The 21,708-nt window shown below is 64.7% G+C and carries 17 protein-coding genes and 1 tRNA gene; 9 read left to right on the forward strand and 9 right to left on the reverse strand.

Annotated features, from left to right (window positions below; genetic code table 11):
• Positions 1 to 9: 9 nt before the first annotated feature.
• Positions 10 to 99 (reverse strand) — tRNA-Ser (locus C7450_RS12590).
• Between the two features lie 255 nt (positions 100 to 354).
• Here C7450_RS12590 and rplU point away from each other — a divergent pair.
• The 4 genes from rplU to C7450_RS12610 all read left to right on the forward strand — a co-directional run bounded on the left by rplU (position 355) and on the right by C7450_RS12610 (position 2,737).
• Entirely contained in the window at positions 355 to 1,011 is a 657-nt protein-coding gene (gene rplU, locus C7450_RS12595; RefSeq protein WP_110375114.1) for a 50S ribosomal protein L21, read from the forward strand.
• Between the two features lie 94 nt (positions 1,012 to 1,105).
• Positions 1,106 to 1,372 (forward strand): 50S ribosomal protein L27, encoded by a 267-nt coding sequence (gene rpmA, locus C7450_RS12600; protein WP_110374813.1) that lies wholly within the window; start codon positions 1,106 to 1,108, stop codon positions 1,370 to 1,372.
• 173 nt (positions 1,373 to 1,545) lie between these two features.
• On the forward strand, positions 1,546 to 2,184 hold the full coding sequence (locus C7450_RS12605; protein WP_110374814.1) for a GNAT family N-acetyltransferase: 639 nt from the start codon (positions 1,546 to 1,548) through the stop codon (positions 2,182 to 2,184).
• Between the two features lie 10 nt (positions 2,185 to 2,194).
• A complete protein-coding gene (locus C7450_RS12610) occupies positions 2,195 to 2,737 on the forward strand; it encodes a GNAT family N-acetyltransferase (protein WP_110374815.1) in 543 nt (180 codons plus the stop codon).
• Positions 2,738 to 2,836: 99 nt separating this feature from the next.
• Here C7450_RS12610 and C7450_RS33945 read toward each other — a convergent pair whose 3' ends face one another.
• Positions 2,837 to 3,715: a M10 family metallopeptidase C-terminal domain-containing protein gene (locus C7450_RS33945; RefSeq protein WP_170147230.1), complete on the reverse strand. Its 879-nt coding sequence runs from the start codon at positions 3,713 to 3,715 to the stop codon at positions 2,837 to 2,839.
• A gap of 57 nt (positions 3,716 to 3,772) precedes the next feature.
• On the opposite strand from C7450_RS33945, the gene C7450_RS33950 reads away from it, so the two are divergent.
• Both C7450_RS33950 and obgE read left to right on the forward strand, forming a co-directional pair.
• Complete coding sequence (locus tag C7450_RS33950; protein WP_170147231.1) at positions 3,773 to 4,162, forward strand: hypothetical protein; 390 nt, start codon at positions 3,773 to 3,775, stop codon at positions 4,160 to 4,162.
• Between the two features lie 232 nt (positions 4,163 to 4,394).
• Positions 4,395 to 5,429, forward strand: a complete 1,035-nt coding sequence (gene obgE, locus C7450_RS12620) for a GTPase ObgE (protein ID WP_110374817.1) — start codon at positions 4,395 to 4,397, stop codon at positions 5,427 to 5,429.
• Positions 5,430 to 5,640: 211 nt separating this feature from the next.
• On the opposite strand, the gene C7450_RS12625 is transcribed toward obgE, so the two are convergent.
• Genes C7450_RS12625 through C7450_RS12635 form a run of 3 tightly spaced genes read right to left on the reverse strand, consistent with a single transcriptional unit; the run spans position 5,641 to position 12,596 of the window.
• Positions 5,641 to 7,044, reverse strand: a complete 1,404-nt coding sequence (locus tag C7450_RS12625; protein WP_110374818.1) for an MFS transporter — start codon at positions 7,042 to 7,044, stop codon at positions 5,641 to 5,643.
• A gap of 15 nt (positions 7,045 to 7,059) precedes the next feature.
• On the reverse strand, positions 7,060 to 7,725 hold the full coding sequence (bluB, locus tag C7450_RS12630; protein WP_425351205.1) for a 5,6-dimethylbenzimidazole synthase: 666 nt from the start codon (positions 7,723 to 7,725) through the stop codon (positions 7,060 to 7,062).
• The gene (locus C7450_RS12635) at positions 7,719 to 12,596 is read right to left on the reverse strand and encodes an NAD-glutamate dehydrogenase (protein WP_425351206.1); all 4,878 of its coding nucleotides are present in this window, start codon (positions 12,594 to 12,596) and stop codon (positions 7,719 to 7,721) included. The genes bluB and C7450_RS12635 overlap by 7 nt, the downstream gene beginning before the upstream one ends.
• 1,109 nt (positions 12,597 to 13,705) lie before the next feature.
• On the opposite strand from C7450_RS12635, the gene C7450_RS34515 reads away from it, so the two are divergent.
• Positions 13,706 to 14,131: a DUF2794 domain-containing protein gene (locus C7450_RS34515; protein WP_170147246.1), complete on the forward strand. Its 426-nt coding sequence runs from the start codon at positions 13,706 to 13,708 to the stop codon at positions 14,129 to 14,131.
• A gap of 6 nt (positions 14,132 to 14,137) precedes the next feature.
• Here the strand turns inward: C7450_RS34515 and C7450_RS12645 are convergent, their stop codons facing one another.
• The 4 genes from C7450_RS12645 to C7450_RS12660 form a co-directional block, all read right to left on the reverse strand.
• Entirely contained in the window at positions 14,138 to 15,028 is an 891-nt protein-coding gene (locus C7450_RS12645; RefSeq protein WP_245449674.1) for an aminoglycoside phosphotransferase family protein, read from the reverse strand.
• Positions 15,029 to 15,133: 105 nt separating this feature from the next.
• Positions 15,134 to 15,922 carry a Bax inhibitor-1/YccA family protein gene (locus tag C7450_RS12650; RefSeq protein ID WP_110374823.1) on the reverse strand — a complete coding sequence of 263 codons (789 nt, stop codon included), beginning with the start codon at positions 15,920 to 15,922 and terminating at the stop codon, positions 15,134 to 15,136.
• Positions 15,923 to 16,110: 188 nt separating this feature from the next.
• The gene (locus C7450_RS12655) at positions 16,111 to 18,696 is read right to left on the reverse strand and encodes an ABC transporter permease (protein ID WP_245449676.1); all 2,586 of its coding nucleotides are present in this window, start codon (positions 18,694 to 18,696) and stop codon (positions 16,111 to 16,113) included.
• A gap of 11 nt (positions 18,697 to 18,707) precedes the next feature.
• Positions 18,708 to 19,391 carry an ABC transporter ATP-binding protein gene (locus C7450_RS12660; protein WP_110375115.1) on the reverse strand — a complete coding sequence of 228 codons (684 nt, stop codon included), beginning with the start codon at positions 19,389 to 19,391 and terminating at the stop codon, positions 18,708 to 18,710.
• A gap of 451 nt (positions 19,392 to 19,842) precedes the next feature.
• Here C7450_RS12660 and C7450_RS12665 point away from each other — a divergent pair, with 451 nt between their 5' ends.
• Positions 19,843 to 20,469, forward strand: coding sequence for an arylesterase (locus C7450_RS12665; RefSeq protein ID WP_410369392.1), 627 nt, complete (start codon positions 19,843 to 19,845; stop codon positions 20,467 to 20,469).
• 75 nt (positions 20,470 to 20,544) lie between these two features.
• Positions 20,545 to 21,591: an aldo/keto reductase gene (locus C7450_RS12670; protein WP_110374825.1), complete on the forward strand. Its 1,047-nt coding sequence runs from the start codon at positions 20,545 to 20,547 to the stop codon at positions 21,589 to 21,591.
• Positions 21,592 to 21,708: the final 117 nt, after the last annotated feature.

A 21,708-nucleotide genomic window follows, 5' to 3' on the forward strand; every position in this document is an offset into this window, starting at 1 on the left:
AGAGATACCTGGCGGAGAGGGGGGGATTCGAACCCCCGATGGGCTTGCACCCATGCCGCATTTCGAGTGCGGTGCATTCAACCGCTCTGCCACCTCTCCGCGTCGGCGCGGCACTTATACGTGACACCGGCGTAAGATCAAGGGCCTCGCATACATTTTGCACCGGCAATGCGTTGACATACGTGCGCGTGGGATGTATCGAGCGACATTCCGGGCGAAGTCTCTTCGCATTCCGTGCGCCTGCGTGGCTCCTTCGATCTCGAAGCCGCCACGGACGCGTGCGGCAACATCTGCCAAAAAGCCGGCCTTGTGGAACATTCCGCAAAGAGCCGGGAGGAACACGGGACAAGAACGATGTTCGCAGTTATCAAGACCGGCGGCAAACAGTACCGCGTTGCCGCCTCCGACGTGATCACCATCGAGCGCCTTGCCGGCGAACCTGGTGATGTCATTGCCTTCAGCGACGTGCTGATGCTTGGCAATGGCGAGACGACCGAAGTTGGCGCGCCCTTCGTGGCCGGCGCCACCGTTGCGGGTGAGCTCGTCGAGCAGAGCCGTGGCGACAAGGTCATCGCCTTCAAGAAGCGTCGTCGCCAGAATTCGAAGCGCAAGCGCGGCCACCGCCAGGACCTGACCGTGGTGCGCATCACAGAGATTCTTACGGGTGGCGCGAAACCGTCGGCCAAGGCCGCTGCCGCGAAGCCCGCGCCGAAAGCCAAGGCGACGGAGGCCGCGGATGCCGTCGCCGCTGCCGGCGACCACAGCAACCTCTCGCTGATCGCGGGTATCGGCCCGACCATCGAGAAGAAGCTGCGTGCGGCAGGCATTGCGAGCTGGGACGAGATTGCTGCCTGGACCGAGGCCGACGTCGAGAAGTACGATGCCGAGCTCGCCCTGCGCGGCCGTATCGGGCGCGACGAATGGATCGAGCAGGCCAAGGAACTCCTGGCCGGCAAGCCGCCCCGCGCAAAGATCGACCAGGCCGAGCTGAAGTCCGGTGAGGACGACTGAGCGGTCAGGTCTAGCGACGTTTCAAGTCGTAGCGTTCAGAGTTGCGACACCAGCGCCTCGCGCTACACACGACATGTAATTCGGGAGTTTCATCATGGCTCACAAAAAGGCAGGCGGTTCGTCTCGCAACGGACGTGATTCCGACGGCCGCCGTCTCGGCGTGAAGAAGTTCGGCGGTGAACAAGTCATCTCCGGCAACATCATTGTCCGTCAACGCGGCACGAAGGTGCATGCGGGCGCCAATGTCGGCATGGGCAAAGACCATACGCTGTTCGCGCTCTGCGCCGGCCGCGTCGACTTCACGAAACGCGCCGGGCGAGCTTTTGTCACGGTTGTACCCGCCCAACAGGCGGCAGAATAGACGGCGCAGCTAAGACGAGGAGCTCCGCCGGCATCCCAGCGAACCGGCGGATAAGAAGCTCCTGACGATAGCTTCGGATCCAAGCGACAGGGGAGATGGGATGACCATCTCCCCTTCGTCGTTTTCGCCGTCGTTGCCAGAAAGGCACGCGGCCCTTTGGAACGGAGCGAACGATGTTCACCTGCGGCATCATCGAAGACGCCTTCGTCATCGAGACCGAACGGCTGGCCCTGCGCTCGCCGCGCCTCGCCGACGCAGCCGCCATCGCATGCCTGGCCGGTGACAAAGCCGTAGCCCAGATGACGGCTCATATTCCGCATCCCTATCCTGCCGGCCTCGCGGAACAATTCATCACGGCGGCGCGAGCGGGCAATGCAGCCGGCCGACAGCTCACGCTGGTCGCAGCGCTCCGCCATGCGCCCGATGACATCATCGGTGCGTTCGGCGCCGCTCTGGACCGGGGAACGTCTATACCGTCGGTGGGTTACTGGCTGGGTACACCATTCTGGGGGCAGGGCTTGGCGACAGAGGCCCTGCGCGGCCTCATCGATACGCTGTTCTCCCGCGGCGACAGCAAAGGGCTCTCGGCGGCGGTGCGGGTCGTCAACCCGGCGTCTCGCCACGTCCTGGAAAAGTGCGGCTTTCGCCATGACGGCGCGGGTTTCATGGACTTTCCGGCGCGCGGCGGACGGCTTCCGGTCGATCTCTTTACGCTTGAACGGGGCATCTGGGCCAGTCTCAAGCAGTGGGGGCCGGCCGTGGTGACCGAAGGCGTGCGGGACGACACAGCGCTGACGGCATCACTCGGATAAGGAGGTGGAAATGTTGGACCATGCGATCAAAACACAACGCGCCCTTATCCGCCCTGTGGTGGCCGCGGATGCCGAGGCGCTGCACGCGGCGCTGACGTGGGACGTGGTGCGCCAGCTCAGTCGCGTTTCATGGCCCCTTACACTCGATCAGGTGCAAGAGTTCGCCCGCAAGGCGGAAGAGGAAACGCGTAGCGGGACAGGCTGGCACCACGCCGTGGTCGTTGACGGCACACCGGCAGGGGTGATGTCGATCAAGCCCCACCACGGGGCCATGAATCTGGGTTATTGGCTTGCTGAAACCCACTGGGGAAAGGGGCTCGCCACCGAGGTTGCCTCTGCCTATGTGGCGGACTTTTTCGCCGCCTCGTCAGACATGCATCTCACATCCGGTGCATTCAGCGACAATGAAGCCTCATTGCGCGTGCAGGAAAAGCTGGGCTTCGTCGTGGTTGGCGAGGGGTTGCTTGAATCGCAGGCCCTGAAGCGCCAGCGCCCGCACCGGGATACAATGCTGGGACGCGCGCGCTGGAGTGAGGGCGCCATCGCGGCCTGAAACGACAGGAATCCGGCTGTCGCCAGCGACAGCCGGGTCCCGCCCATGCATCGGCCAAACGACAGGCGCGGCGCGCGGACAAAGGTCGGGCCGCACGGGTCACAGCAGAATGATATCCGGCTCAGATCGGATCGCCTCCACGCTCATCCCGATCAGGGTGAGCTGCCCGCCCCGCTCGCCGCCGTGCTCGACGAACTGCAGCGTGGCCGAGCCACCGAAGGCCTCCGAATCCGACATCGCGACGTCGTCGAGGCTCTTCAGGTGAAAATGCCTGAGATCGATCACATTGCCGGAGCCCGCCTTGAAATCGGGGATCACGTCGCGGCCGCAGCCGGGGAAGACGACAAAGAGGTTCCGTCCGCCGCCGCCGACCAGAAAATCATCCCCCTCATCACCGCTTATCACATCGTCGCCGTCGCCCCCTTCCACCAGGTCATCGCCTGCGCCGCCTCGCATGAGGTCATTACCCGCGCCGCCACGCAGGCAGTTTCCGACGTGGTTGCCTTCGATATAGTCATCGCCCGCGCCGCCGATCGCCACCTCGATGAGGAAATCCGCCTTTCCGTCCAGGATATGAGGGGTGAAAACGGCTATCCGCTCGGCGCAGTTGTCGGGCTGCACATCGGGAGGCCGCTTCGCATGGCAGGCTTCGCCCGGTCTGAGGGAAATGGTCAGCGGATTGGTGTAGTTGCTGAAGTCGAATGTGTCCCAGCCCCCGCTATCGGCCACCATCTCGAAAACATAGGATCCGGTGGCTCCGCCGCGATCGGTGCCATTCACCAGGCGGGCCCCCGTCGACGGGTCCCACGAATAGACGTCATCGCTCGCGGGAACGCCGACGCGGGCGCCATATAACGACTGGAGCGCCAGCAGATCGAGCGGCATCAAGCTCTGCGGCAGATCACCATAGTCGCAACCCAACGCCCGCACGTCCCGATGGGAATCATAGCTCATAACGGTGAAGCGGGTGCTGTCCATCTCCGCCGGCATCCTGCCATACGGCTGGCTCTCATGCGGGTGCTTGAGACCCAGAGCATGGCCGATCTCATGCCGGATGGCGTGATGAGCGAAGCTGGCAATCTCGGGCGCTCGATATTTGTCCGTCGCGGGCAGCCATATGTCCCCGGCGCAACCGTGGTCGTGGGGATAAAAGGCGTTGGGATTGGCGACCCTGCATTGACCTATCCGAATGATCGCCTGGCCCGGATCTTGAGACATTTCGACGAATCGGACATCAACGACACGCTCGATCTCCGCGAAAATCGCCCTCACCTTCTCCTTCACATTATCGCTTACTTCCGTGAAGTCACGGGGTGGATCATGCTCATAGTCAGGCCCATATTGCGAAATTTCCTTTGGGAAACTGAAACTTATGTATTTATACTGCCATTTTTCTCCGCTGAGCAGACTATCGATTTCCGATGAATACGTTCTCTTCACTCTTGAGACGTACATTATTACTCCTTCATATTTTGATAAATGTATTATTATTTAACGTCTAAATCTGATAGGCAGGTCGCGCGCCCGATATACCATCTCGTGCAAATATCCAGCGCCTCGATGCAGAACTGGTATTTCAGGCCGTGCTGACGCGTTGCAGCGTCCGCGAAGCTCCTGTAGGAACACGTTGCGTCCCGCAGCGGGCGGGAGTGGTGTCATGAAGTTTCTCGATCAAGCCAAGGTCTATGTGCGGTCTGGGGATGGCGGCGCGGGATGCGTCTCCTTCCGGCGCGAAAAGTTCATCGAATTCGGCGGTCCGAACGGCGGTGACGGCGGGCGCGGCGGCGATGTCGTTGTGGAATGCACCGACGGGCTGAACACGCTGATCGACTATCGCTACCAGCAGCATTTCAAGGCCAGGCCGGGCATGCACGGCATGGGCAAGAACCGCAACGGCCCGCGCGGCGACGATGTGGTGCTCAAGGTTCCCCAGGGCACGGAGATCTATGCGGAGGACGGCGAGACGCTCCTCGCCGACATGACCGAGGTTGGCCAGCGCGTCGTCTTGGCGCGCGGCGGCAACGGCGGCTTCGGCAACGCCTATTTCAAGTCATCCACCAACCAGGCGCCACGCCACGCCAATCCGGGCCAGACCGGCACGGAAATGTGGATCTGGCTCCGGCTGAAGCTGATCGCCGATGCGGGCCTCGTCGGTCTCCCCAACGCCGGCAAGTCGACCTTCCTGGCTGCGGTGAGTGCCGCCAAGCCCAAGATTGCGGATTACCCCTTCACCACGCTGCACCCGGGCCTCGGTGTCGTCGGCGTGGATGGACGGGAGTTCGTGCTGGCCGACATTCCGGGTCTCATTGAGGGCGCGCATGAGGGCCACGGTCTCGGTGATCGCTTTCTCGGCCATGTCGAGCGCTGCCGGGTGCTCATCCATCTCGTCGACGGTACGGGAGAGCATGCGGGCAAGGCCTACAAGACCGTGCGCGCGGAGCTCGAGGCCTATGGCCATGGGCTCAGTGACAAGCCTGAGATCGTCGTGCTCACAAAGGCCGACTCGCTGGACGAGGAGACCCGCAAGGATCAGGTCGCCCGGCTGAAGCGGGCCGCCAAGCGGACGCCTTATGTGATCTCGGCCGCCTCCGGTGCCGGCGTGCGCGATGTGCTTCGCGCCGTCATGGCGATGCTTGACGGCGTCGACGCCGCCGAGGCCGAGCGTGCGGACGACGCCCCCTGGCAGCCGTGAGGGCAGCTTAAAGCATAATCCGACCGGAGTGAAACGAGGATCGATAAGATTATGCTTGAAATAAAAGAGGTTAGAGCGCCGATCTGATGCTATCAGATCGAAACGCGCTCTAGAGCATTTTCGCGTTTCTCCGAATCGCGAAAATGCTCCATGTCTTTGTTTTAGCGCATTTTCTTCACGCGAACCGGTGTCCACTTCGCTCGAAAATGCTCTAACGCGCGCGGACTCCCGCGATCAGCAGACCGCCGACGCCGAAGAAGCCGATGAGAACGGCGAGGCCGGCACTTTGACTGTCGAAGAGAAAGGTGGCGGTGGCGACAAGCGTCGGTCCCAGAAAGGACGTCACCTTGCCCGACAGCGCAAAGAGGCCGAAGAACTGTCCGGCCTGCCCAGGCGGCGCGAGACGGACGAGCAGGCTGCGCGAGGAGGCCTGTAACGGCCCGGCGACGAGGCCGATGGCGAGCCCCAGCGCGACATAGACCTTCTCCGGCAGATGGGCATAGAGCCCGGCACCCGGTGCCATAGGCCCCGTGGGCCACATGAACAGGATATGCTCGCGGCCGAGCGAAAGGATTCCAAGGCAGCACAGGACGAGGATCGTCAGCGCTCCGAGGATGACCCGCTTGCCGCCAATGGCGTCGTCGAGGCGCCCGCCGATGAAGGCGCCGATCGTCCCGGTCAAGGTCAGCAGAATGCCGAAGACACCAATCTCGATCGTACCCCAGCCGAAGACCCCGGCAGCGTAAATGCCTCCGAAGGCAAACAGCGCCACCAGGCCGTCCTGATAGATCATATTGGCGAGAAGGAACCGGCCGATATCCCCTAGGCTCCTTGCCGTGCGCACCGTCTCCACGAGCGAGCGGAACCCTTCGTGCATGGCGACTTTCAGGGGAATGCCGCTCGGCCTGACATCCGGCGTCAGCAGAAGCATCGGCGTGACGAAGACCACGAACCAGAGCGCCGTCAAAGGGCCGACGAGCCGATCGCCCGCGAATGTCGCGGCATCAAGCCCGAAGAGGGGTGTTAATCCGGCGAGCGTCTTGCCGGTGTCAGGAGACGCGGCAAACAGCAACAGCGTCATCGCCAACGAGATCAATCCGCCGATATAACCTGTCGCCCAGCCGGCGCCGGACAGGCGCCCCATGCGCTCCGGCGGCACCAGATGCGGCATCATGGAATTGTTGAAGACGGTGGCGAATTCGGCGCCGATCGTCGCGAGAATGAAGGCAAGAAGGGCCAGCGCAACGGCCCCGGACGCCCCCGGCACCGCCCACCACAGCGCCGCGGAGCCTGCGACGAGCAGGAGCCCGAACGTGACGATCCACGGCTTCTTTGGCCCCGTGGTGTCCGCCACGGCGCCGAGGAAGGGCGAGGTCAGCGCGATGACAAGCCCGGCAAGGCCCGTCGCATAGCCCCAGAGGCTTTGCCCGGTCACCGGATCAGCCGCGAGGTGGGCCGCGAAATACGGCGCAAAGACGAATGTGGTGATCAGCGTGAAGAACGGCTGCGCGGCCCAATCAAAGAAGATCCAGGCGACGACCGCGCGCTTCGGAGGATAGCCGGCCGGTGTGGGTATGATTGGAGATGCCTGATGTGGCAGGGGTGAAGACGACAATGGGGCCTTGCACGGTCAGCGGCTGTGAAGAACGGCTTCGATCGGCAAGGTCTCCTGCCAGCCGTGGCGGACGAGCTCCGGATCGAGATGTTCCTCGCAAGGCTCGCCGATGCACAGATAGGCGATAAACGACCATGAGGGCGGGACGTCAAGGGCCAGCTTGACGCGCTCAGGATCAAGGATGGAGACCCAGCCCATGCCGAGACCCTCGGCACGCGCTGCAAGCCACAGCGTATGAATCGCCATCAAGGTGGAATAATGCAGGGTTTCCGGCATCGTCCGCCGGCCGAGGCCATGCCCGGCCTCGGGCTCGTTTTCGTTGAAAACCGCGAGATGGGTCGGCGCGTCGCGCAGGCCTGCAAGCTTCAGCGTGGCATAGGAGGCCGCGCGTGCGCCGTCATAGCTCTTGAGCGCCTCGGCGTTGCAACGCTCGAACTCCGCGATGATGGCCTGTCGCCGCGCCGGGTTGACGACCTCGACGAAGCGCCACGGCTGGCTGTTGCCGACGGAGGGGGCGAGCACCGCGATCTCGATGAGATGCCGCAGCATGCCCTCCGGCATGGGCGCCCCCGTGAAGCGGCGCACGTCGCGCCGCCACGCCAGGAGCTCCTCCAGCTGCTTGCGGAATGCCGGGCCGAATTCCGGCGGATCGACGGGCTGGCAAGGTCGCGGTGTCATGATTTCACCAGATCCCCGATCAGGCCGGCGGCCACCGTCAGGCGCGACAGCGTCAGCCCCGACGCCGCTATGCTCTCGACGGTCGAACGGATGCGCTCCACCTCGCCACCGCGGGCTTCCGCCCAGAGGCGCACGGCCTCGCGCGCTGCAGCAGCGTCCCCGGCAGGCGTGCCGGTGGCGACGACGGCGGTTGTCAGGCGCCGGTGCGCGCTGGCGATGCCGCCGAGCGCCCGGCCGAGGGCGAGCCGGTCGTAGTAGTCTGTCACCGGCAGCGCGCGTGCGGCCGCCGCGAGCTCGCGCAGGCGAAAACCGTTCTCGACGGCGAAATGGATGGCCGCCACCTCGCCGGCATCGCGATCATTCGCCTGGGAGATGCGCACGATGTCCGGCGCCGCGCCGAGTTCCGACAAAGCGGCGAGCCGTCGCGCCAGCGCGGCCGGAATGCCCGCTTCGGCAAGGCCCGTGCTGCGCGCATCGAGCGCTTCGCTGACATCCTGCGGCAGCGCCGCCGGCAAGGCCGCTTCCACCGCGGCGATGCCGCGCCGATACCGCGCGACGATTTTCTGAATGCCCTCCGCATGGAAATCGGCGTTGCGGATGAACCAGGATAGCCCGTCGATGAGGAGGTCCTGCAATCCCGCATAGAGATCGAGCTGCATGGCCGCGTTGATCGCGTCGGCGGAATGGCCGATGCGCTCGTCCAGGGCATCGATGCCGGCATTGAGCTCGATCAGCCCGTAGGAATCCCTCACCGCCGCATAGGCCGCGGCGATCGTCGCCGCATCGGCACCGGTCTCATCGGCGAGGCGCGTGATGATCGTCGGTCCGCCGCGGTTGACGATGGCGTTGGCAAGCTGCGTCGCGATGATTTCCCGGCGCAGGCGATGGCCGGCGACCGCATCCGGGAAACGCTCCCGCAAGGGCCTCGGCATGTAGCGCATCAGTTCACCCGCAAGATAGGGGTCGTCCGGCACCGGGCTTTCGAGGATGGCGTCATAGAGGGCAAGCTTCGCATAGGCGAGAATGACGGCGATTTCCGGTCGCGTCAGGCTGTCCCCGCGCTGCTGGCGCTGGGCGAGCGAGGCGTCGTCCGGCAGATACTCCACCCCCCGGTCGAGGCGCCCTTCCGCTTCGAGCACCCGCATGAGCCGCCGGGCGAAGCCGAGTTCCCCCGTTCCGCGCCGTTCGGCGAGCGAGATCGCCAAGGTCTGCAGGTAGTTGTTGGTGAGCACGAGGCGGGCCACCTCGTCGGTCATCTCCACGAGCAGACTGTCCCGGCCCGCCTCGTCGAGACGACCCTCGCGCACCGGCGGCGCCAGTGCGATCTTGATATTGACCTCCACGTCGGAGGTGTTGACGCCCGCCGAGTTGTCGATGGCATCGGTGTTGAGCCGGACGCCGGCCTCCGCTGCCTCAATGCGCCCGCGCTGGGTCATGCCGAGATTGGCGCCCTCGCCGATCACCCGGGCGCGCACGGCCGCACCGGTGATGCGGATGGGATCGTTGTTGCGGTCGCCGGCCTCGGCGTCGGTTTCGGTGCTCGCCCGGATATAGGTGCCGATGCCGCCGAACCACAACAGGTCGACCGGTGCCTTCAGGATTGCCGCCATCACCTCCTGCGGCGACGCGTGATCCTGCATGAGCCCGATGGCCGCCTGCGCGGCCGGCGACAGCGCAATCGACTTGGCGGTCCGCGAGAAAACGCCGCCACCCGCGGAGATCAGCGCCTTGTCGTAGTCCTGCCAGCTCGATCGCGGCAGATCGAAGAGCCGCCGCCGCTCGGCATGGGCAAGCCCCGGATCCGGATTCGGGTCGAGGAAGATGTCGCGATGATCGAAGGCGGCGACGAGCTTCAGTTGGTCGGAGAGCAGCATGCCGTTGCCGAACACGTCACCGGACATGTCACCCACGCCGGCCACTCGCACCGGCGTCGCCTGGATGTCGATGTCGAGCTCGCGGAAATGCCGCTTCACCGCTTCCCACGCGCCGCGGGCGGTGATGCCCATCTTCTTGTGGTCGTAACCCTGGCTGCCGCCGGAGGCGAAGGCATCGCCCAGCCAGAACTTGTGATCGGCCGAGATGCTGTTGGCGAGGTCGGAGAAAGTGGCGGTGCCTTTGTCGGCAGCGACGACGAGATAGGGATCGTCATCGTCATAGCGCACCGTCAGCGGCGGATGGATAATGGCCTCCCCCTCACGGTTGTCGGTGATATCGAGCATCGACGACACGAAGATGCGGTAGGCCTCGGCGCCTTCCGCCATGAAGGCCTGGCGATCACCGGGGGCCGGCAGGCGCTTCGGCAGGAAACCACCCTTCGCGCCCACCGGGACGATCACCGCGTTCTTCACCTGCTGCGCTTTGACGAGGCCCAGCACTTCCGTCCGGAAATCCTGCGCCCGGTCGGACCAGCGCAGGCCGCCGCGCGCCACCTTGCCGAAGCGCAGGTGGACCCCGTCCACCCGCGGCGAATGCACGAAGATCTCGTAGAGCGGCTTCGGCATCGGCAGGCCGTCGACCTTCGCGCAGGCATATTTGACCGCGATGGTGCGGCGCGGGTTTCCATCCTTGTCCACCTGGAAGAAATTGGTGCGGATGGCGGCGTCGATGAGATTGACGAAACGCCGCAGGATACGGTCGTCGTCGAGGCTCGCCACGCCCTGCAACAATTCCTCGATCCGGGCGTGGATCTCGACCTGGCGTGTCGACCGTGTGGCCTCGTCCAGGCGCGGGTCGAAACGCGCGTAGAAGAGCGCGATGATCTCCGTCGCGATCGCCGCGTGGCGTGTCACCGCGCCGGCGAGATAGCCCATGCTGAAATGCACGCCGATCTGACGCAGATAGATGGCGAGCGAGCGCAGGAGGGCAACCTCGCGCCAGCCGAGACCCGCCTCCAGCACGAGGGCATTGAAGCCGTCGGATTCGGTCAGGTCCCTGAACAGCGCCATCAGTGCGGCTTCAATGGCGGGCTGCAGCACCTCCACGTCGATGGCGCCGCCCGCAGCGCGCTCCAGCCGCATATCGTGCAGCCAAACCCGCGCGTCATCCCCTGCCCCCGCGGGAAAGATGCGATGGGTTCGCTCGTTCACCACGCGGAAACCGAGATTTTCCAGCAACGGCACCCGCTCCGACAGCGGCATCGGACGCCCGCGCGAGAACACCTTGAGATTGGCGCTCGTGTCGTCATCACCGTCGCGGCGGTAGATGTCCACCGCCCAGGGCCGCTCGGCGCTGAGCTGTTCGAGGATATCGATATCCGCGACGACAGCCCTGCCGCTGTAGGACTCGCGATAGGCTGCGCCGAAGGCATTGCCGTAGCGCTCGGCGAGCACGCGGCCGCGCCGGCCGCCGATGGCCGTGTCGAGCAATTCGCCAAGCGCATCGCGCCATGTCCGCACGATGGCGCGCACGCCGGCTTCCAGCGTCTCCCGGTCGACCACCGGGATATTGCCCTCGTGATGGCCGATGATGAAATGCGTCCGCGACAACGGCCCTTCCGGATAGGCCGGATAGGCCGCCGAGACATGGCCGTCGAAGGTCCGCGCGAGGAAGTCGCCGACGCGGCGCCGCACCTCGGTGTCGTAACGGTCCTTCGGGATGTAGACCAATACGGACACGAAGCGATCGAAGGCATCGAGACGGGCGAGGACGCGCAACCGCGGCCGTTCCGTCAATTTCAGGATTTCCAGGCAGAAGCGATAGAGCGTCTCGACATCGACCTGGAACAATTCGTCACGCGGATAATCCTCGAGCACATAGAGAAGCGCCCGGCCGGAATAGCTCGCCGGGTCGAAACGCGCGCGTGCCACAACCTGCGCCACCTTGTGGCGGAGATAGGGTACGTCCCGCGTCGTGCCCGTATAGGCATCGGCAGTGAACAGGCCGGCAATCCGCAGCTCGCCTTCCAGCAGGCCATCCCGCGAGAACAGCTTCACGCCGATATAGTCGAGATAGGCACGGCGATGAACGCGTGACTTGACATTGGCCTTGGTCACGATGAGCGGCACCGGTTGCGCGAGAAAAGCCCGCAATTCCGGTGTCATGATCACCATATCGCGCCCGCGCCGCAGAATCCGGACGGACGGATCGCGCAGGATGCCGAGACCCGACCCCTCCACCAGGTCGGCGCTGGTGTCGCCGCCGGCGAAACTGTATTCGCGGATTCCGAGGATGGTAAAATTGCCGTCCGCGAGCCAGGAGAGGAAATCGCCCGCCTCCTCCACCGCTTCCCTCGGCATGCTGGCAGGCGACGACCTGACGACGTCGATGGCGCCGCGCAGCCGGTCACGCATCTCGCTCCAGTCGTCGGTCGCCTGCCTCACCTCCGCATAGGTCCGCGCCAATTCCTCGACGAGCGCTGCGCGCACCCTTTCGTCGTCGATGCGATCGAGATGGATATGGATAAGGCTTTCCCGATGGTCGGACTCGTCCGCCTGCTGGTCCGGAATAATCCTGACAAGCCGGCCGTCGCCATCGCGCTCAACCACGATGATGGGATGGGCGACCAAGGCCGCCTCCCATCCCTGGGCGATCAGCGCCGCCAGGGTGGAATCGAGCAGGAATGCCATATTGTCGTTGGCGACTTCGAGAATCGTGATCTGGCGCGGCGGGCCATTCCCTTCGATATCGCGATCGATCAGCTTGACGACGGGCGCCTCGCCTCGCCGCCGGGGCTCGGCGAGATGGGCAAAAGCGTCGGCTGCGAGGGCCGCGATCTCATCAGCCGCGTAGCGCTCGAGATCCTCGATCGCCGTCGCGCCAAAGAGCTTGGCCGTGAAGCCTTCCGGAACGGAGGGTGCGCGGTCTCGCAGCACTGCGTCGACCGACGCGATCAGACGGTTTCTCTCCGTGTCGCTCGCATCCCCTGTGGCCGGCACGTGGGACCGTGTTCCTGCCGCATCGAGAAGCCCCGGAGACGCGCCCACAGAATCGGTTCTCCCATGCCTATGGGGCTTCGCAAGATCCGGCTTCGGCGACACCATACCCATAACTCCCTATGTCCTGTTCGTGCAGACGCCGTTTGCCGCACGTCTCCTGAAACAGGCTAGCCGAGGGATGTGCAGCAATCATGACCTGGGCAGTGTCCGCCGCCCGGAAACCACGGATTCATCAGAAATCCGGGTGAGCGCGCGAAAACCGCTCCACATCCCGGATCAAGCCCGAAGGCAAGCCTCCAGCCTGATGCTTCCATCATGATCGATGCGGACGCCTCCCCCGAGTCTCCTGCTGCGGCAACGGCAGCCCGTGTTCTCGTCAGCCCGTTGTCTGGCTCGCAGTAGCCTTAGCCGCTTGTGCCACAATGGCAACCCGAGAGATACGGAAAGAGCGCGAAGGCATCGAACGGTCGTTTGCACACCTGCCCGACAAGGCGAAGGCAGGCGCAAAGAATGAGCGGCGCCGCAGGGCGTGACACTCGTTCGATCAGGACCCGAAGCACCGGACGCGACGGAAAGACCGATGAGGCGCATAAGAAAAGGCCGGCGCTGAACGCCGGCCTTTTTGAAGTCAGGTACTCGTTACGCGTTGCCAAGTGGCCCGGCATCCCCCTGACACCGGGGGGCTGGGGGGCTGACGTATTCCGGCATCGAGTGATACCGAGCCACCGAGGCAACAATGACGTTATCGCCGGGCAGTTGGGCCGCCGCTGGGCCTCTCTGCGGCGGAAATGTGGATTTTGCGATATATCGATCGCGGCGGCCGCTCCGGCGGTGAGGTGCTGTCGCAATCAAGCGGGGAGCGGGATAAGGGCCGGCCCCGGTACCGCTCATGACGCTTGCATGACAGGGCGACGCACCCCATCATGACTGGTGCGGCGTGGGCTGTGTCCACGTCCGGTACAGCCGTCGGCGTGGCGGCTGCTTCCGTTGTGCTGGCCGTTGTTGGTCACGGAAGACAGGAACAGGGTGGCGGAATGAGCGAGGAGGGTAGCTCGGATATCGAGCCAGACCTGTCCGCGCCGCCGGCGTATCGCATCGAAGAGGTGGCGATCGCGGCAGCGGCGGGCAACGGTCCCTCATCAAGCCGGTTATCGAGCCGATCCGTCCTCCCCTTCGCGGCGCAAAGCCGACCTTCGCCCACCGAGCTTCCGCCAGCCGGCTCCCAGCCGAGCGCGTTGCCGGTCGTATCGTTCAATCGGCTGGAACTTCGCGAAATCCTCAATCTCTACGGCCGCAAGGTCGCAGCCGGCGAATGGCGGGACTACGCCATAGACTGCCTGAAGGACCGGGCAGTCTTCTCCGTATTCCGGCGGACATCGGAGGTGCCGATGTATCGCATCGAGAAAGACTTGAGGCTTGCACGCCGACAAGGCGCCTACAGTGTCATCACGGCTTCAGGCCTCATCCTGAAACGCGGCCATGACCTCGCCCGCGTGATCAGCGTGCTCGACCGGTCGTTGCGCGTGGTGGGCTGAGGGGCCTTACGTCTGAAGGCCTTGCCGGTGGTCGGCCGATACATCAGCAATCACCCGCCATGACGCCTCGGCCCCATCCTGACCGATATCAGGCGCAGTAACCGTGATCAGGGCCTTCCATAGCGCCCAGCCTCGGGCGCGGCGCCACGTCTTCTCATCGAGGGAGAGCGCCGCTCGAAAAGTCGCACGGCTTTCGCCCGAAAACAGGGTCCATGCGATCACAAGATCACATGCCGGGTCGCCCACCGCGGAACTGCCGAAATCGATGACAGCGCTGAGATCACCATCGCGAACCAACAGGTTGCCACCCGATACGTCCCCATGGACCCAGACCGGCGGGCGCTCCCATTGCGATTCGAGCGCATTGGCCCACACATCCCTGAGAACACCGGTTTCAGCCGTTTCGCCAAGGACGGCCAGCGCCGCCTGAACCTCTCGCGCATACACCGCAAGCGGACCGCCACGATGAAAATTATGGTCTCCGTGTGGTGGGCCATCACGGGCATCTATCCGATGCAGCGCCCCAAGAAAGTCGGCAAGCGAGCGTGCCGCGCGATTGAGATCGGCTTGCGGTTCGCGCGCCACGGGATTGCCGGGAAGCCAGCGATAGATGGACCAGGGCCAAGGATAGTCCTGGCTTGGCTCGCCCCTGGCCAGAGGGACCGGGATGGGCAATGGCAGATGAGGCGCCAGCACGGGGAGCCAGCGATGCTCTTTCGCGACCTGCGCGACATAACGATCAGCGCTCGGCAAGCGCGCGAGCATGTTGTCGCCCAGACGAAAGGTGCGATTGTCCCACCCGCCCGGCACAACCGGCGATATCGCCAGATGCGCCAAATCAGGGAATTGCTCGGCGACAAGCCGATGAACCAAGGCGACATCGATAGTGATGGTCAAGATATCCCCCGGTTGCTGCGCTCGTGTTGAACAACGACCGACAAGAGCTACCCGATAAAAAAAGCCCCGGCGAACCGGGGCTTTTCGTTTTATCCGACAGCCTTATCAGCTGCTGCGCTGCTGGCCGAAGAGCTGCATCAGCATGACGAACATGTTGATGAAGTCGAGGTAGAGCATCAGCGCGCCGAGCACCGACTTGCGGGCGGCCGAGGCGCTGTCGTCCATCTCATAGTACATCTCCTTGATCCGCTGGGTGTCCCAGGCGGTCAGGCCGGCGAAGACCAGCACGCCCGCCACCGAGATGGCGAACTGCAGCGCGGTCGACGCCAGGAAGAGATTGACCAGCGAGGCGATGATGACGCCGAACAGGCCCATGATGAGGAACGACCCCATCGCCGACAGGTTACGCTTCGTCGTGTAGCCGTAGAGGCTGAGCGCACCGAAGGTCGCCGCGGTGATGAAGAACACCCGCGTGATCGACGCATGCGTGTAGACGAGGAAGATCGACGACAGCGACAGTCCGACGAGCGCGGCATAGACGAAGAACATCAGGCGCGCCGTGGCGGGCTGCAGGCTCGCGATCCTGAAGCTCAGGAAGAAGACGAGCGCGAGCGGCGCGAAGATCACCACCCATTTCAAAGGCGAGCTGAACAGCGCGACACCGACGCTCGTCAGCATCAGGCCATTGCTGAACTGGCCGGCCGCCGCAGCCGGGTCAGTGGTGACAGCCGCCATATAGGTTCCGAGCGCTGCCAGACCCGTGATGGCCAGGCCCAGAACCATGTTGTTGTAGACGCCGAGCATGAAGGCCCGCAGACCCTGGTCGAGCTCTGCGGTTCCGGCCCGTGCGACACCGCTGCCGTAGGCGTAGGTGTTGCGGTTCAGATCCGACATGATTCCCTCTCGAAACTCCGAATAGCGTTATGCTGCGACATATTGGCAGCACAGGAAATATGGAACATCGCCGCCCGCGATACAAGGGCCGCGCGCTCAGTCCCTGTACTGAGGCAAGACCTAAGACCGAACATTAACGTTTCGTAAAGATTAACGGCGAGGCAATGCAAGCGCCGGAGTGCGTTCTGCTACAAATCCCGCAAATAAGGCGCAGGCTTCTGGCCAAGTATTCTCCATGTCCCTGCGAGACCGATACCCACCGCGACCACAACCGCGACGAGGGCCGCCAATATCGTGCTCATCGGCGACAAGTCAAAACTCAGCCGCATGACGCGCGTTATTATGAGCCATCCGGCCATCGAGCCTGCCATGAACCCGAAGACGGCCGTCGCCAGGGCGATCACCCCATATTCGATTATATAGGCTGTCAGGAGATGCGCGCGGGTGGCACCGATGGTCTTCAAAACCACCGCATCGTAGAGCCGTGCCTGATGCGACGCCGCCATGGCGCCCGCCAGCACCAGAATACTGGCCGCAAGCGCGATCGAAGCGGCAGCACGAACAGCGAGCGCCAGTTGCGACACCATGTCGTCGACCGCTTGCAGCGCGTCACGGACGCGCACGCTCGTCACGACGGGAAAGGTTTCAGCGGCGGCGCGCAGCAGCGCCGCCTCCCGCGTGATCAGCGCATTGTCGGCAATCTGGCCGCGCGGCCAGCTCAGCGTCGCGAGGTCGGTATGGGGGGCCCCGGCAAAGGTGTTCGGCGTGAACACCATCACGAAATTGATGCCGAGGGATCGCCATTCCAGCTTGCGCAGATTGGCGATGCGCGCCTCGATCCGGCGGCCAAGCACGTTGACGGTGATGACGTCCCCGATGCCGAGGCGGAGCTTTTCGGCGATCTCGCTTTCGAAGGAGACGAGAGGCGGACCGGCGTAATCGGCCGGCCACCATGCACCGGCCACGACCTTGGAGTTCTCGGGGACGGTCGCGGAATAGGTGATGCCGCGGTCGCCATCGAGCACCCACTGCACATCCTCCGGGGCCTGGTAGCTTTCGGCAGGCTCGCCCTTCAGGGTCAACAGCCGGCCCCGCATCATCGGCACCTGTTCGATCTTCGCGCCGGGCGCCTCCTTTGCCAGAAAGGCCCGGAAGTCCTCGGCCTGGCTGCCGGGCACATCGAGAAAGAAGAAGCTCGGCGCCTCAGCCGGCAGGCTACCGGTGAGCTGGTTGCGCAGATTGGTCTCGATCAGCGCGAGCGTGACGATGAGCGTGATCCCGAGCCCGAGCGACAGCACGAGCGACGGCGTGGGGGCCGCCGGGCGGTGGATATTGGCAATCGCGAGCCGCACCGCGGGCCGCTGCACCCGCGGCAGCGCGCGCGCCAGGCGCATCAGGCCGCTCGCCACCAGCCGGAGCAGCAGGAAGACGGCAGCGGCAGCGGCGACGAATATCAGGGCGAGCCAGCGGTCGTAGGAAAAGACCACCGCGACCGTCACCAGCGCCGCGATGGCGATCCCCAGCGCGACGAGATAGCGACGGCGGGGCATGCGCCGGTCGAGTTGCACCGCCGCGCGGAACAGCGCCGTCACCGGCACGTCATGGGCGCGGCCGAGCGGCAGCAGCGCGAAGACGAAAGCCGTGAGGAGACCGTAGAGGGCGGCCAGCGCCAGCTCCAGCGGCGCGAAGCTCGGTTCGAGCGGCAGCGGAATGAGCGTGCGCCCCACCGTCGAGAGCAGGAAGGGCACGGTCGCGCCCAGCGCCATGCCGATCGCGACGCCGATCAGCGCCATCAACATGACCTGGAGGAGATAGATCGCCACCACCTGTCCGCCGGGCGCGCCGATGCTCTTCAAAGTGGCGATCGACGGCCGCTTGCGGTCGACGAAGGCATTGACCGCATTCGCCACGCCGACACCGCCGACAAGCAAGGCCGTCAGGCCGACGAGGGTGAGAAACTGGGTAAAGCGCTCGATCTCGCGGGCGAGGCGCGGCGCGGCCTCGAGGCGGCTTCGCATCTCCCAGCCGGCTTCCGGAAAAGCCTGTTTCACTGTGGTCTGGACCGAGGCCAAAGCCGCATCACCGTCGGCGCCCGGCGGCAGCACGAGCCGATAGGTCCAGCGCACGAGGCTGCCGGGCTGGAGAAGCCCGGAGGCCTTCAGCGCCTCCTGCGAGATCATGAGCCGCGGCCCGAAGCCGACCCCGGCCACCACCTTGTCCGGTTCGGTGACGATCGCCGCCTTGAGGATCACGGGCAGGTGCCCCAGCGACACCCTGTCCCCGGCCTTCAGGCCAAGGCGCGCGAGCAGCACGGGATCGGCGAAGGCGCCATAGGCGCCGTCCGTCGCCCCCAGGGCATCACGCGCCAACAGCGGGTCGGTCTCCAGCGTCCCGAGCGACGGATAGCGATCGTCGATGGCCTTGACCTCGACCAGGGCCGAGCCCTTTTCGCCGGCAACCACCATCGCGCGGAGCGTCGCGACGCTGGACAGGTCGCCGCGGGCGGCGAGAAAGGCCTGCTCGGCTTCCGTCGCCTCCCGCTGGACGAGCGAGTAGCTGAGGTCACCGCCGAGAATGAGCCGGCCCTGGGCGGCGAGGCCATCCGTGAGGCTGCGCCCGACGGAACCTACCGCCGCGATGGCGGCCACGCCCAGCGCCACACAGGCGAGAAAAATGCCGAAGCCACGCAGGCCGCCGCGCATCTCCCGGAGCGCCAGCTTGAAGACCAGAGCGAGGCCGCTCCAGGCGGACCGATCAGCGACGAAACCCGGCACGGGGCTATTCCTCACAGGTTGGCGGGCGCATGGTCTGCCTCGACCAGGCCGGATCGGAGGTGCACGACGCGATCACATCGCGCGGCAAGGCTTGGATCGTGGGTGACGAGCACCAGCGTCGCGTGGCGGTCGCGCTTCAGGTCGAACAGCAGCTCGACGATGCTGCTCCCCGTCGCCTCGTCGAGGTTGCCCGTGGGTTCGTCGGCGACCAGAATCGGCGGATGACCGACGGTCGCCCGGGCGATGGCAACGCGCTGCTGCTCGCCGCCGGACAACTGGGACGGATAGTGATGGAGGCGATGGCCGAGCCCCACGCGCTCGAGAGAGGCCGCGGCCCGCTCGAAGGCGTCGCGCCCGCCGGTCAGTTCGATCGGCAGGGCGACATTCTCCAGCGCCGTCATGGTGGGCACGAGATGAAAGGACTGGAAGACGATGCCGATGTTGCGGCCGCGAAAACGCGCCAGCGCGTCCTCGTCCAGGCCGCCGAGCTCCTGGCCCGCCACGATGACCGCTCCCCGATCCGCACGTTCAAGGCCGGCCAAGGTCATGAGGAGTGTCGACTTGCCCGAACCTGATGGGCCGACCAGCCCGATGGCCTCGCCGGGGCGCACGGCGAGCGATATCCCTTTCAGGATATGGACGCGCGCGGCCGCATGACCCAGACTGAGATGGACGTCCGCGAGCCGGATCGCCATATCGGTGGGCGCGGCTGTCACGGCGGCATTGGCCTTGGGGTGCTCCTGCGGCACAGTTTGTCCGGAGCCGGCCTGCGAAGCGGGAGACGTCAGCTTGTCCTGGAGACTATCGTGAACAGTGCGCCGATCCGCTTCCACCGTAGGTTCCATACGCTCCGCTCCGATCATGCCCATCCGGCCGCGCCCCCTTCGTCCGCCTTACAGCAACGGCCGCCGCGGCCATCATCACAATCCATCGATCATGCCGGGCAACGCCATGGACCGGACAAAAGCCATGGGCAGGACATAACATGCCGAGGACATCTCCGTCCGATCCCCGGTCGTGATCCAGGAGCGGCAACAGCGTGACGACGCCGGACATACACGACCACCGTCATATGGGAGAGATCGCATCGTGATCCAATGTTTGTCTCGCCTGCCCTCCTACCGCCGTGGTGCGCCAGCGCACCTTGTGGCCCTGTTTCTCACGATAGCCCTGTTCCTCACCCTCATGGCTCTTCCGTCTCGCGCCGCCGAACCGCCGAAGATCGTGGTCTTGGGCGACAGCCTCGTGGCCGGTCATGGCCTCCCCGCCAATCAGGCGTTTCCCCCGGTGCTGCAGACGATGCTGGCCGAGAAGGGAATCAAGGTGGAACTCGTTAATGCAGGCGTCTCGGGCGATACGGCGGCAGCGGGTCTCGCGCGGCTCGACTGGTCCGTTGCCGACGGCACGCAAGGCGTGATTCTCGAACTCGGTGCCAATGACATGCTGCGCGGCATGGACCCGGCGGTGACCAAGGCCACGCTCGACACCATCATCACGCGGCTGAAGGCGCGCAATATCCCCGTGCTACTCGTCGGAATGCAGGCGGCTCCCAATCTCGGCGCCGACTACGTCGCGCGCTTCAACGCCATCTATCCGGACCTTGCCAAGGCCCATGGCGTTGCGCTTTATCCCTTCTTCCTCGACGGCGTGGCCGGCAACCCGTCGCTCAACCTTCCCGACGGGCTCCATCCGACGGCCGAGGGCGTGCGGCGTATCGCAACCGCGATCGTGCCGACCGTCGCGCAGTTTATCTCGTCCCTGCCCCAACGCTGACGGCAGACGGCCTTCAGCGGCTTCACCCCTCACGTCCTCGACCAAGATCCACGAGACCCGGATAACTTTCCCTCCATGCGTTACACCAAACTCGGCCGCACCGGCCTCGACGTCAGCCGTATCTGCCTGGGCACAATGACCTTCGGCGATCAGAACACGAAGGCCGAAGGCTTCGCCCAGATGGATTATGCCGTCGAGCGCGGCATCAATGTCTTCGATACCGCCGAGCTTTATGCGGTGCCGCCCAAGCCCGAGACCCAGGGCTCCACGGAGCGCATCATCGGCGACTGGTTCATGGAGCGCGGCCAGCGCGACAAGATCATCCTCGCGACGAAGATCGTCGGCCGCACCCCCAATACCTGGTTCCGGGACGGCGGCGTATCCGGTGAACTCAACCGCGCCCAGATCCATGAGGCGGTCGACAAGAGCCTCAGGCGTCTGAAGACGGATTACATCGATCTCTACCAGCTGCACTGGCCGGATCGCGCCGTCAGCCAGTTCGGCTCCAATTCAACCATCTTCAAACCGACAACCGGCCCTGAGAACCCGATCCCGGAGATTCTCGACGCCCTCGATGATGTCGTCAAAGCCGGCAAGGTGCGCTTCATCGGCCTCTCCAACGAGAGCCCGTGGGGGACGATGAGCTTCCTCCACGCCGCCGAGACGCACGGCAAACCGCGCGTGCAGTCCATCCAGAACGCCTATTCGCTGGTCAACCGCACCTTCGAGCTCGGCCTTGCCGAGGTCGCGATGCGCGAGAATACCGGCCTTCTCGCCTATTCCCCACTGGCGCAGGGCTATCTCACCGGCAAATACCAGAACGGCGCCCTGCCCAAAGGCAGCCGCAAGCAGCTCTATAACCGGCTGCAGCGCTACGAGACGCCGGGGGCGCAGGCAGCCTTCGATGCCTATCTCGGCCTTGCAGCCCAAGTTGGTCTTGATCCGGCGCAAATGGCGCTCGCCTTCGTGCTGTCCCGGCCTTTCGTGACGGCTGCCATTGTCGGCGCGAGCACCCTCGACCAACTCAAGACCAATATCGATGCGATCGACCTCACGCTCACGGAGGAACTAGAGCAACAGATCAACAATATCCATCTGCTGCACCAGAATCCCTGCCCGTAGGCTGAATCGACATTCACGCCAGCTCGGAGCTCCGGTCTGGCCTTCCGGTGGCGAACAAGGGGGTACCGGATACCCAGGAAACACAGGCCCTTCAAAACAGGGAATTCTTCGGAATCA

Source organism: Chelatococcus asaccharovorans, from assembly GCF_003201475.1.
Lineage (GTDB): Bacteria > Pseudomonadota > Alphaproteobacteria > Rhizobiales > Beijerinckiaceae > Chelatococcus > Chelatococcus asaccharovorans.

Bases quoted from the DNA above. Each gene is read 5' to 3' on its own strand.
- rplU (WP_110375114.1), top strand. From the start codon at position 355: ATGTTCGCAGTTATCAAGACCGGCGGCAAACAGTACCGCGTTGCCGCC.
- rpmA (WP_110374813.1), top strand. From the start codon at position 1,106: ATGGCTCACAAAAAGGCAGGCGGTTCGTCTCGCAACGGACGTGATTCC.
- C7450_RS12605 (WP_110374814.1), top strand. From the start codon at position 1,546: ATGTTCACCTGCGGCATCATCGAAGACGCCTTCGTCATCGAGACCGAA.
- C7450_RS12610 (WP_110374815.1), top strand. From the start codon at position 2,195: ATGTTGGACCATGCGATCAAAACACAACGCGCCCTTATCCGCCCTGTG.
- C7450_RS33945 (WP_170147230.1), bottom strand. From the start codon at position 3,715: ATGGACAGCACCCGCTTCACCGTTATGAGCTATGATTCCCATCGGGAC.
- C7450_RS33950 (WP_170147231.1), top strand. From the start codon at position 3,773: ATGGCCGATCTCATGCCGGATGGCGTGATGAGCGAAGCTGGCAATCTC.
- obgE (WP_110374817.1), top strand. From the start codon at position 4,395: ATGAAGTTTCTCGATCAAGCCAAGGTCTATGTGCGGTCTGGGGATGGC.
- C7450_RS12650 (WP_110374823.1), bottom strand. From the start codon at position 15,922: ATGTCGGATCTGAACCGCAACACCTACGCCTACGGCAGCGGTGTCGCA.
- C7450_RS12660 (WP_110375115.1), bottom strand. From the start codon at position 19,391: ATGGCGATCCGGCTCGCGGACGTCCATCTCAGTCTGGGTCATGCGGCC.
- C7450_RS12670 (WP_110374825.1), top strand. From the start codon at position 20,545: ATGCGTTACACCAAACTCGGCCGCACCGGCCTCGACGTCAGCCGTATC.